Annotated in this window: 12 protein-coding genes; 6 read left to right on the top strand and 6 right to left on the bottom strand. The window is 64.5% G+C overall.

The genetic code is table 11. The annotated features are described in order from the left end of the window. The first annotated feature begins 12 nt into the window (after positions 1-12). Positions 13-273: a hypothetical protein gene (locus GWG65_RS32310; protein WP_275199542.1), complete on the top strand. Its 261-nt coding sequence runs from the start codon at positions 13-15 to the stop codon at positions 271-273. Positions 274-279: 6 nt separating this feature from the next. Here GWG65_RS32310 and GWG65_RS32315 read toward each other — a convergent pair whose 3' ends face one another. The 3 genes from GWG65_RS32315 to mtgA form a co-directional block, all read right to left on the bottom strand. Further along, a complete protein-coding gene (locus tag GWG65_RS32315; RefSeq protein ID WP_275199543.1) occupies positions 280-921 on the bottom strand; it encodes a hypothetical protein in 642 nt (213 codons plus the stop codon). A 143-nt stretch (positions 922-1,064) separates the two neighbouring features. Then, positions 1,065-1,247 carry a 50S ribosomal protein L32 gene (rpmF, locus tag GWG65_RS32320; RefSeq protein ID WP_007598106.1) on the bottom strand — a complete coding sequence of 61 codons (183 nt, stop codon included), beginning with the start codon at positions 1,245-1,247 and terminating at the stop codon, positions 1,065-1,067. Positions 1,248-1,415: 168 nt separating this feature from the next. Beyond that, on the bottom strand, positions 1,416-2,090 hold the full coding sequence (gene mtgA, locus GWG65_RS32325) for a monofunctional biosynthetic peptidoglycan transglycosylase (protein WP_275199544.1): 675 nt from the start codon (positions 2,088-2,090) through the stop codon (positions 1,416-1,418). A 161-nt stretch (positions 2,091-2,251) separates the two neighbouring features. Here mtgA and GWG65_RS32330 point away from each other — a divergent pair, with 161 nt between their 5' ends. Beyond that, entirely contained in the window at positions 2,252-3,175 is a 924-nt protein-coding gene (locus tag GWG65_RS32330) for a polyprenyl synthetase family protein (protein WP_275199545.1), read from the top strand. Between the two features lie 214 nt (positions 3,176-3,389). Continuing rightward, positions 3,390-4,076: a DUF1345 domain-containing protein gene (locus GWG65_RS32335; protein ID WP_275199546.1), complete on the top strand. Its 687-nt coding sequence runs from the start codon at positions 3,390-3,392 to the stop codon at positions 4,074-4,076. Between the two features lie 45 nt (positions 4,077-4,121). Here GWG65_RS32335 and GWG65_RS32340 read toward each other — a convergent pair whose 3' ends face one another. After that, positions 4,122-4,550: a GFA family protein gene (locus GWG65_RS32340; RefSeq protein ID WP_275199547.1), complete on the bottom strand. Its 429-nt coding sequence runs from the start codon at positions 4,548-4,550 to the stop codon at positions 4,122-4,124. Between the two features lie 97 nt (positions 4,551-4,647). On the opposite strand from GWG65_RS32340, the gene GWG65_RS32345 reads away from it, so the two are divergent. The 3 genes from GWG65_RS32345 to GWG65_RS32355 all read left to right on the top strand — a co-directional run bounded on the left by GWG65_RS32345 (position 4,648) and on the right by GWG65_RS32355 (position 7,725). Beyond that, positions 4,648-5,022 (top strand): nuclear transport factor 2 family protein, encoded by a 375-nt coding sequence (locus tag GWG65_RS32345; RefSeq protein ID WP_275199548.1) that lies wholly within the window; start codon positions 4,648-4,650, stop codon positions 5,020-5,022. Positions 5,023-5,212: 190 nt separating this feature from the next. Further along, entirely contained in the window at positions 5,213-6,070 is an 858-nt protein-coding gene (gene bla / locus GWG65_RS32350) for a class A beta-lactamase (RefSeq protein ID WP_275199549.1), read from the top strand. A gap of 47 nt (positions 6,071-6,117) precedes the next feature. Next, positions 6,118-7,725, top strand: coding sequence for a Na+/H+ antiporter (locus GWG65_RS32355; RefSeq protein WP_275199550.1), 1,608 nt, complete (start codon positions 6,118-6,120; stop codon positions 7,723-7,725). 131 nt (positions 7,726-7,856) lie between these two features. On the opposite strand, the gene GWG65_RS32360 is transcribed toward GWG65_RS32355, so the two are convergent. Then, positions 7,857-8,669: an N-acetylmuramoyl-L-alanine amidase gene (locus GWG65_RS32360; RefSeq protein WP_275199551.1), complete on the bottom strand. Its 813-nt coding sequence runs from the start codon at positions 8,667-8,669 to the stop codon at positions 7,857-7,859. 3 nt (positions 8,670-8,672) lie between these two features. Then, on the bottom strand, positions 8,673-10,010 hold the full coding sequence (locus GWG65_RS32365; protein ID WP_275199552.1) for a Rieske 2Fe-2S domain-containing protein: 1,338 nt from the start codon (positions 10,008-10,010) through the stop codon (positions 8,673-8,675). Positions 10,011-10,269 lie beyond the last annotated feature (259 nt).

Genomic DNA, 10,269 nt, shown 5'->3' on the forward strand with positions numbered 1-10,269 from the left:
ACGGTGATTGCGATGTTGAGTACTGATCGATCGGACGGGATGGAAAGCGGCGCGGGCACGGCCCTGGTGCCGCTGATGCCGACACTTGCGTGGGCCCACAAGGCGCCACTGCCCCGTCCGGATTCGAGCTTCGTCACCCAGCTCATCGCCAACGCCGAGCACCTGCCCCAGGCCAGCCAGCTCCGCCGCGCTTCTTCCGAGGATGTGCAGGTAGCCTATGGCAGCAGGCGCCCGCTGCAAACCGTCAGCGCCCGCACGCGGCAGGTGGCTTGAGGTTGATCAGCGCGGCGCGTCGGGAGACGAGGGCGTACCGTTGCCCGGCTGCAAATGCGGCGAGGGGATTTCCGGCGACGGCGGGATGCTCTGCACAGGCTTCGGCGCGGGATGATCCATCAGCACGGATTCGGCGACCGATTGCGCCGAGGGCGCGGGTGGCGCCGCCGGTGACTGCGGCACAGCGACCGGCTCGAACTTGGGCTCGAAGGTTGCTTCATCGGCCGGCACCTCGACCTGACGCTTGGCCTTGCGCGGCGCCGCCTCGGCAACATAGGTCGCGCGGCGACGCGTGCGCTGGGCGATGCCGCCGAGGAAATCGGCCATCGCGAGCAGCACCAGGAGGAAATAAGTGGAGTTGCCGAATTTGGGCCACATCACGAATTCGGCTGCTGCCGCGCCGAACACGATCAGCGACAGCAAATGATCCATCAGGAATTTCGAGCCTGGTCGCGCGCCTTTGACCACTTCAAGCAGCAGCAGCACGACGCCGAGCGCCAGCATCACATCGGCGAGCGTGACCGGCCAGGTCTCGCCTGACATCATCGGCACATTGAACAGCACATCCGTGAAGGACACGGTGGGCATCAGGAAGGCGATGATGTTGTAGACCGCGAGCGGGATCAGAAGCAGCGGGAAACCGACCATCGGCAAAATGCCTTCTCGATCAAGATGTCCAGGCAGGACAATGCGGCGGCGAAGCGTTTGCTCCGCCGCCGTCACCGTCATATCTCATGGGTTGGCCGAAATCAGGCAGGCTCAATCATCCTGCCTGAGAAAGAATCCTGCCTTCAGGACTCTTTCTTTTTCAGGACCTGCCGGCCCTTGTACATGCCGGTCTTGAGGTCGAGATGGTGCGGACGACGGAGCTCGCCGGAATCCTTGTCCTCGACATAGGTCGGCTTCTTGATCGCGTCAGCCGAGCGGCGCATGCCGCGGCGCGACGGCGAGGTTTTTCTTCTCGGAACGGCCATTTCATTACCCTCTAGGAATTGGTGTTGTCCGGGCATCGTCCGCGAGGGACGGCTCAGCACCCGCAATAGGAGGCGAGCTGAATGCCGATCAAGGCCGGGCTTATAGAGGAAGGCTGGCCGCAAAGCTAGGCTTTTGGACCGGAAAATGCGCCCGAAAACGACCCAAAATCAGCGACTTTCCCGCCAGCAGGTCGACAGCGAGCTGGCCTGCGCCCGCGCCACATAGGTCCCGGCCAACCGCCGGACGCCCGGGCCGGGGGTTCTGGCACTGCGTTTGACCGGATTGGGCAGGGTCGAGACCAGCAGCGCCGCTTCCCGGGGGGACAGGCTGGCGGCCGATTTGCCGAAGGCATAGGCGCTGCCCGCCTCCACCCCAAACTGGCCCTGAGGGCCGAGCTCGGCGATGTTGAGGTAAATCTCCAGAATCCGCGGCTTGGGCAGGACGAGGTCAATCCACAGCGCCAGCGGGAATTCCAGCGCCTTGCGGACGAAGTCCCGCCCCTGCCAGAGGAACAGGTTCTTGGCCACCTGCTGGGTGATGGTGGAGGCGCCCCGGAACGGCGTGCCGTCCTCCTGGGCATCGTCGATGGCCTCGCGCAGCGCGCCCCAGTCGATGCCGTGATGCTTGCAGAAATGGGCATCCTCGGCCGCCACCACCGCGCGCGGCAAATAGGGCGACATCGCCGCCAGATCGATCCATTCCCGTTGCATCGGCGCGCCCCGGAGCGAGCGCCAGGCCATCAGCGTCGAAACGGGGTGGCCGGTGCGGTAGAACGGCGCGATCACATAGGGCGCGAGAGCTGCGACCGCGAGCATCACCAGCAGGATTTTGACGATGCGCAAATCGACCTTTCCGGCGCAAAATGAAACGCGGCTGTGGGCTGGGCCATTAAGTCTGTGATAATTCGGGCCTTTTCCAGCACTTTTTAGGCCTTCCAAACGATTGACTGAGGCGGGCTCATAAAGGATTGTCCCGCCGAATTTTAGTTCTGGAGCCCTTCTTGATGACCGGCACGTCCCCGTCAGATTTCGCCAAACGTCTGGACAAGACCGCTGATGATACCGAAGCCCTGCTCGGGCGTTTGCTGGCGGACGACATCCTGCCCGATGAGATCGCGCGGCCCAAGCGACTGATGGACGCAATGCGCTATTCGAGCCTCAACGGCGGCAAGCGCCTGCGGCCCTTCCTGGTGGTCGAGAGCGCGGCCGTGTTCGGCGTTCCCCGCGAGGCCGCGCTGCTGGCCGGTGCCGCGCTCGAATGCATCCACTGCTATTCGCTGATCCACGACGACCTGCCGGCGATGGACAATTCGGACCTGCGCCGCGGCCGTCCCACCCTGCACAAGAAGACCGACGATGCGACCGCGATCCTCGCCGGCGACGGCCTGTTGACGCTCGCCTTCGACATCATTACCCGCGACGAGATCCACGGCGACGCCAACGTGCGGCTGCTGCTGACACGCGCGCTGGCGCGCTGCGCCGGCATCGGCGGCATGGTCGGCGGCCAAATGCTCGATCTCGCCGGCGAAGGTCGGTTCGGCGACCGCGAGCCGGTCGATGTCGCGCGCCTCCAGCAGATGAAGACCGGCGCGCTGCTGCGCTATGGCTGTATTGCCGGCGCAATCCTCGGACAGGCGACGCCTGCGGAATATCAGGCGCTCGACGATTACGGCCGCGCGCTCGGCGAAGCCTTCCAGATCGCCGACGATCTGCTCGACGTCGAGGGCGACGCGGCAGCGCTCGGCAAGCCCTCGGGGCAGGACGCGGCGATGGGCAAGACCACCTTCGTGACCCAGCTCGGCATCGAAGGCGCCAAGCAGCGCGTGCGCGACCTGCTGGCGCGGGCCGACAGCGCGGTCTCGATCTTCGGCGATCGCGCCGCCGTGCTGCAAGCCGCCGCGCGCTTCGTCGCCGAGCGGAAGAACTGAGGCAAGGATAGAATTTTCACCTTGCCCCGCTTGCGGGGAGAGGTCGACATTCAAGCGGAGCTTGAATGTCGGGTGAGGGGGATTCTCCTCGAGCTCAACTCTCACCGTCCTCGCGGAGACTCCCCGTCACCCCAACCCTCTCCCCGCAAGCGGGGCGAGGGAGCGGACCGCCGCTGCGGCGGCAACGAGAATTTAGCGAGAGGCCGTAGCCGTCATGGCCACCGACAAGGAAGATCCCGCCCTCGCTCGCTTCCGACGCATGTCGCGGCCGATGCGCGTACTCTACGCGCGGCCGCGAACATTCATCTCACTCGCTGTCGGCATCCTCGTCTGCCTGCTTTTGCCGGGCTCACTCCGACTGACGACGCGGCTCGTGCTCGGCTGGAACGCGCTGATCGCGGTCTATCTGATGCTGGTCTACGCAATGATGCTGTGCAACGATCATCAGCACATCCGCCGCGCTGCCGCGATGCAGGACGACGGCCGTTTCGTCATTCTGCTGGTGACGGCCGTGGGCGCGTTCGCCAGCATCGCGGCGATCGTCGCCGAGCTCGGCACGCATCGCGGCGCGGCGGAGCTGACCATCGCGATCACCACCATCGCACTGTCCTGGGCCGCAGTTCACACGACATTCGCGCTGCACTACGCGCATGACTATTACCGTCACGCCGAGCCCGGCGGGTTGCAGTTCCCGAGCGGCGACAAAGAAGACCACGCCGATTATTGGGACTTCGTGTATTTCTCGTTCGTGATCGGCATGACTGCGCAGGTCTCCGACGTCGGCATCACCGACAAGACCATCCGCCGCACCGCCACCGCGCACGGGATCGTGTCTTTCATCTACAACACCGCATTGCTGGCGCTGACGGTGAACATCGCCGCGAGTGCGATTGCGACATAGCTGTCGTCCCGGCCTAGTGCGCAATTGCGCACGGGCGGGTTCCCCCTAGCCATCCCCGATGTGCCCGCGATATTGCGGCAGATTGTCCGTAATTTCGTACCACGGCGCCTTGGAGCCCACGAAAATATGGGCACTTGGCCGAATCGAGGGGGCGTCGATCAGAGTTCCCATGGCGACATGGACCCATTTTCCTTCCCGCACCCGGGAATAGAGCAGCGAGCCGCAGCGCGCGCAGTGCGCGTCATGGGTGACGTCGTCCCCGAAAAGGGTGCGCTGGTCCTCGCCATGGACGACGCGGAGCTTGCTCTGCTCGATCCCGGCGAACGGTTTGAAGGCGGAGCCTGTGGTGCGGCGGCAGTTCGAGCAGTGGCAGTTCATCGCGTAGGCGAATTCGTCCGCCACCTCAAAGCGCACGGCGCGGCAGCAGCATTCGCCGGCAAGGATGCGAGCGTTAGAATTTTCTGATCCGGTCATCACTGATGCCCTCGCGCGAATGGCGGGAGACACCCATAGCGCAATTTGGTGTGTAAGACTAAGTTTCCCCTCGAGCCATCATTCAAAGGAATGACCCATGAGCCAGAATCGTTCGAGCGTCGAAGCCGTCGTGCAAAGCTATTTTGACGGATTGTACGAGGGCGACGCGGAAAAACTCGGCGCCATCTTTCACCCCTCGGCTGATTTGCGCTGGGTCGAGAAGGGCGAATTGCAGGTGCTGACCGTGCCCGACTGGCTCGAGCGCGTGCGCAAGCGCGCTTCCGCCAAGGCCGAAGGCAAGCCGCGCGAGGATTTCATCGTCACCATCGACCGTTCGGATGACAAGACCGCCTTCATCAAGGTCAAGTGCCAACTGCCGCCGCGCTATTTCACCGACTATTTGGTCGCGATGAAGCTCGGCGACGGCTGGCAGATCGTGTCGAAGTCGTACCGGTATGATCTGAAAGAGTGAGGAGGGCTTCCGCCGCTCGCCGCGTCTCACTGTTCAGAACGCCCTGTCCACATCCTCCGTCATTGCGAGCGCAGCGAAGCAATCCAGAATCTTTCCGCGGAGACAGCCTGGATTGCTTCGCTACGCTCGCAATGACGACGTGGATAGCGTGTGCGCTACGTTTTCCCTCCGTCTCGCCTGAAGGTCCCCCATGCTCCTCGATCGTCGATCCCTGCTCGCTTCACTGTGCTGGATGGCCGCCTCTCCCGTGTTTGCCTCAGACGCGCCGCCTGAACTCGAATCCTACGAGCGCGAGAGCGGCGCGCGCGTCGGGGTCTACGCGGAAAATCTCGCCACCGGCGCAAAGCTCGCCTGGCGCGCCGACGAGCGGTTCGTGATGTGCTCGACGTTCAAGGCCTCGCTTGCAGCCTGCGTGCTGGCCCGGGTCGATCGCGGCGAGGAGCAGCTTGCGGCCGTGATCCCCTACGGCCAGGCCGACCTGCTGGAATACGCACCGGTCGCAAAGCAGAACCTCGCGGCCGGCGCGATGTCAGTCACTGAGATGTGCAAGGCGATCGTCGAGCTCAGCGACAACACCTGCGCCAATTTGCTGCTGGCACGGATCGGCGGGCCCGCCGCACTCACTGCGTTCTGGCGATCGCTCGGAGACACCACCTCGCGGCTCGACCATAACGAGCCCGCGCTGAACCGTTCGCCACCCGGCGATCCCCACGACACCACCACGCCGGCCGCGATGGCGGGCAATCTGCGGCGGCTGGTGACGCGCGAGGCACTGTCGCTTTCATCGCGCGCCCAGCTCACCGACTGGATGGTGGGCTGCAAGACCGGCGCCAACCGACTGCGCGGCGGCCTGCCCGCGAGCTGGAAGATCGGCGACAAGACCGGCAACAACGGCAAGGACGCATCTGGCGATATCGCGGTGGTCTGGCCCAGGCCCGGCGCGCCGATTCTGATCGCGGCCTATGTCCAGGGCGGCTCGCCGAGCGCGGCGCAGATCGAGGCGGTGTTCGCGCGCATCGGGCACATGGTGGCCGAGCGGCTGGCCTGACCGCACGCATTGACCTTACAGTCGCTTCCGGGTGATGACAGGCGATCATGGAAGCGACGTTTCAGATCTTTCTCATCCTGCTAGCCGTGCTGGCATGTGTGGCGCTGGCCGCACGCCGCTTCAACGTGGCGCCCGCCATTCTCCTGATGCTGGCCGGCGTCGGCCTCGCCTTCGTGCCGGGCATGCCGCCGGTCGAGCTGCCGCCGCAGCTGGTGCTGTTGATGGTGCTGCCGCCATTGATCTACTCGGCCAGCGTCGCCATGAGCTGGCGCGAGTTCCGCAAGAATCTGCGCCCCATCGTGCTGCTTGCGGTGGGGGCGGTGATGTTCACTGCGGCGATGGTGGCGACCGCCACACACTATTTGATCGGCCTGCCCTGGACCATCGGCTTCCTGCTCGGGGCCATCGTCGCGCCGCCCGACGTGGTGGCACCGCTGGCAATCGCGCGACGGCTGAACATGCCGCGCCGGATATTGGTCGTGCTGGAGGGCGAAGGGCTCGCAAATGACGCCACCGCGCTGATCCTCTATCGATTTGCGCTCGCTGCGATCATGGTCGGCCATTTCTCGCTGCCGGTCGCGGTCGGCGAGTTCTCCCTGATCGTCGCCGGCGAAATCGCCTACGGCATCGGCGTCGGCTGGCTCTCGCTGCGCGCCCGCAAATGGTCCGGGGATCCGCAGGTCGAGCTGACGCTGTCGCTGATCACCCCTTACGTCTCCTACTGGCTGCCCGAACATGTCGGCGGCTCCGGCGTGATCGCCACGGTCGCATGCGGCCTCTATGTGAGCTGGAACGGCCCGCTGCTGATCTCCTCGGCGACGCGCCTGCAAGGCATCTTCTTCTGGGACCTCGTGATCTATTTGATCGAGGGCCTGCTGTTCCTGCTCACCGGCTTCCAGATGCGCGCGCTGTACGAGAAATCGAAGGCGTTCCCGCTCGACGACATCATGATCGCGACTGCAGTGGTCGTGGTGATCATCGTCATCGCGCGCTTTGCCTGGCTGTTTCCGGCCACCTACCTGCCGCGGGTCTTGAGCAAAAGCCTGCGCGAACGCGATCCGTCGCCGCCCTGGCAATGGGCCTTCACGCTCGCCTTTACGGGTGTGCGCGGCGCAGTATCGCTCGCAGCGGCGCTGGCGCTGCCGTTCACGCTGCCGGACGGCGAGGCCTTTCCGTACCGCGACCTGATCCTGTTCGTCGCCTTCGGCGTCATCTTCATCACCCTGATCGGCGTCGGTCTTACCCTGCCGCCGGTGGTCCGTTGGCTTGGCATTGCGGATGCCGGTCATCACGAGCATGCACTCGAGCACGAGGCGGAAATTGCCGCGCGGCGTCAGGCGCTCGACGCCGCACTGAAATCGCTCGACGCGCTGACGGGAGAGAAAGCGGTCTCGGAGGAAGTGATGCGGCTGCTCCGCGCGCGTCACGAGATCCGCGCCAACCAGCTTCCGGACTCGCTCGATCCCGCCCACCACGACGTCTCCGCCGCCGGCACCGCGCTGACCCGCGAGCTGATCGCCGCCGAGCGCAAGTTCATCCACGAGCTCCTGCGCGACGGCCAGATCACCGACGAGACCAGGCGCCGGATCGAGCGCGATCTGGATCTGGAGGAAGCAAGTTTGGCGAACAGGGAGTATCGGGGGGCGCCGTTGTAGGCGCGCTGTCGTCCCGGCGAAGGCCGCCTCGTCATGGCGAGCGCAGCGAAGCAATCCAGACTGCCCCCGCGGAGAGACTCTGGATTGCTTCGCTGCGCTCGCAATGACGATTGTGGAAACGGCGGAGCACACTACCGCCTCTCGCAAAACTCCCGCATCGCCGCCGCGACGGCTGCCGCAATCAGCTCCTGCCGCTCCGGCGAGTTCATCGCCATTTCCTCGTCGCGGTTGATGATGGAGCCGGCCTCGAGCAGCACTGCGGCGCTTCGGGTCCGCGAGAGCACGACGAGTCCGTCATAGCGGTAGACGCCGACATCCTTGTCGAGCAGCTGGCGGCGGTAACGGCCCATCACCGGCAGGGTGTACTGGCTGGCATAGTGCAGGCCATGCTCCTTCAGCTCCCTGCCCAGCAGCCGGGCGAAGGCGAGGCTTGCGCCAAACCGCGGATTGCGCTCGGACACGAACAGCGAATGGCCGCCGAAGCGATCGCTGAAGAAGCTCTTGGCGCCGTCGAACTCCCATTCCTCGATCATCTTGTCCGGCACCGAGTCGTGGTGGACCGACAGGAAGAAGTCTGCATGCGCATCATTGGCGGCACCGACGCGCTTGAGCAGGCTCGCCCTCGCCTTGCCTTCCGTGACGAGCACACGGGTCGCGGCAAAGCCTCCCGACTTCAATCGCTCGCCGATGAGCTTTGCCAGATGAAGATTGAAGCCGAACTCCGGGTCATTGCGCGCGCTGGTCGCGCCCTGCGACTCGGAGGTGTGCCCCACATCGACGACGATCCGGAATTTTCGCGGCTCGCATTTTTCCGGCGCCGTCGGCCTTGCTCTGGCCTTTGTCACTTTCCGTGCAGGAACAGCATGGCCTTGATCGATCGGCGACAGCGCAAGCGTGACGAGCGAGGCGACGATTGCTGCTATGATGCCCCGCGCTGACGACAAGCTCTACTCCGCCGCTGCAATCCGGGGACGCCCGACAAAGCCCGCAATGTCGCCGAAACGCTCCAGCATCACCGCGGGCAGATCCTTAGCCTTGCTGGTGACGCAGGCCCCGGAGCGCACCGCATAGCGATTCTGATGCGCGGCCTGCGGCGGGGCCTCGCCCTGCTGGAGCGCGCGGGCGAGGTCCATCACGGTCTTGCGGAAGTGCATGATGCCAAGATCGGTCGGACCGAGATGCTCGCGGGTGCGGTCGGCGATCGGGCCCTGGCTGTCCTGCACGGCGGCATCCTCCTCGGAAACGCCCTTGATGCCGGTGTAGCTCCTGGTCTTCTGCAGCTTGCGATCAATCAGATAGTCGTTGCCCTTGTGGCGCAGCGGCACGTAATTGTCATCGACCTCCGCGATCACGCCGTTGCCGCGGTCGTAGGCCTCACGCTCGGCTTGAGTCAGCGGCCGCTCTGGATTCCACACGTAGGTGTAGATCCAGCAATTGGTGTCGGTGACCGGCACGAAACTCTGGCCAAAAATATTCTCGCCGGGCATCGCGCTCGGCGCATAGGCGTGGAACGGCATCAGGAACTGCGCGATGCGCCAATAGATGTTGTCGCCGCCGGTAAGCCGGCCGCCGGCGATGGTAAGGCCGGCGTCGTGCGGAGCGATCTTGATCACCGGGCGCGGGTCCTCGGCGATCCAACGCATGTGGTCGCTCGACATCCGCGCGATCGGGTTCACAAAATGCTTCTTGATGTCCAAAATCTCGTTCTCCTCCTTGTCGAAGGAGAGATGCGCGAAGGTGAAATGCGCGGTGTCGATCGAGCCTTCCAGCGCCTGCACCCAGTTGCAATCCTGCCATTTCTTGCTGACGTAGCGATGCGAGGCCGGCAGCAGCGCCATTTCAAGATCGGGCAACTCGGGCATAACATCGGCCGGGCCCATATAGGCCCATATCATCTCGCCCCATTCGCGCACCGGATAGGACTTGATGCGGATGAGATCCTTGGCATGGAGATCGGGATAGGAGGTCGGCATGTCGACGCATTTGCCGTCGGTATCGAACTTCCAGCCGTGATAGACGCAGCGGATGCCGCATTCCTCGTTGCGCCCGAGCCAGAGATTGGCGCCGCGATGCGGGCAATACTGGTCGATGATTCCGACGACGCCGCGCGAGTCGCGGAAGGCGAGCAGTTCCTCGCCGAGCACGACGATCTTCTTCGGTTCGCCGTCGGGCTCGGGCAGTTCTTCGGACAGCAGAACGGGAATCCAGAAGCGACGCAACAACTCGCCCATGCCAGTTCCCGGGCCGGACTCTGTCAGGAACTTGTTGTCCTCGGCGCGGAGCATGGCGGACCCTCCCCGATTTGTTTTCGGCAAGATTGGCGCGGGAGCGGGAGGACGTCAACGCGGAAAGCGGTGCGTAGGGCGCGTTAGCGAAGCGTAACCCGCCGCTTCTCGCGTCGCGGCCGAAATGGTGGATTACGCTTCGCTAACCCACCCTGTACCCTTCTGGCGTTCGTGGCGGCCGTTCGGTGTAGACTGGCCGTGCGGGCCGATCTGCCGGGAGCAGCCTTGCCCACCTGTGCCTTGAGCACCTTCGTAGGAA

The organism is Bradyrhizobium sp. CSA207 (assembly GCF_029051685.1).
Lineage (GTDB): Bacteria > Pseudomonadota > Alphaproteobacteria > Rhizobiales > Xanthobacteraceae > Bradyrhizobium.

Coding starts and splice junctions, on each gene's coding strand:
- rpmF (WP_007598106.1), bottom strand. CDS start 1,247: ATGGCCGTTCCGAGAAGAAAAACCTCGCCGTCGCGCCGCGGCATGCGC.
- GWG65_RS32330 (WP_275199545.1), top strand. CDS start 2,252: ATGACCGGCACGTCCCCGTCAGATTTCGCCAAACGTCTGGACAAGACC.
- GWG65_RS32315 (WP_275199543.1), bottom strand. CDS start 921: ATGGTCGGTTTCCCGCTGCTTCTGATCCCGCTCGCGGTCTACAACATC.
- GWG65_RS32345 (WP_275199548.1), top strand. CDS start 4,648: ATGAGCCAGAATCGTTCGAGCGTCGAAGCCGTCGTGCAAAGCTATTTT.
- GWG65_RS32355 (WP_275199550.1), top strand. CDS start 6,118: ATGGAAGCGACGTTTCAGATCTTTCTCATCCTGCTAGCCGTGCTGGCA.
- GWG65_RS32335 (WP_275199546.1), top strand. CDS start 3,390: ATGGCCACCGACAAGGAAGATCCCGCCCTCGCTCGCTTCCGACGCATG.
- GWG65_RS32310 (WP_275199542.1), top strand. CDS start 13: ATGTTGAGTACTGATCGATCGGACGGGATGGAAAGCGGCGCGGGCACG.
- bla (WP_275199549.1), top strand. CDS start 5,213: ATGCTCCTCGATCGTCGATCCCTGCTCGCTTCACTGTGCTGGATGGCC.
- GWG65_RS32365 (WP_275199552.1), bottom strand. CDS start 10,010: ATGCTCCGCGCCGAGGACAACAAGTTCCTGACAGAGTCCGGCCCGGGA.
- GWG65_RS32340 (WP_275199547.1), bottom strand. CDS start 4,550: ATGACCGGATCAGAAAATTCTAACGCTCGCATCCTTGCCGGCGAATGC.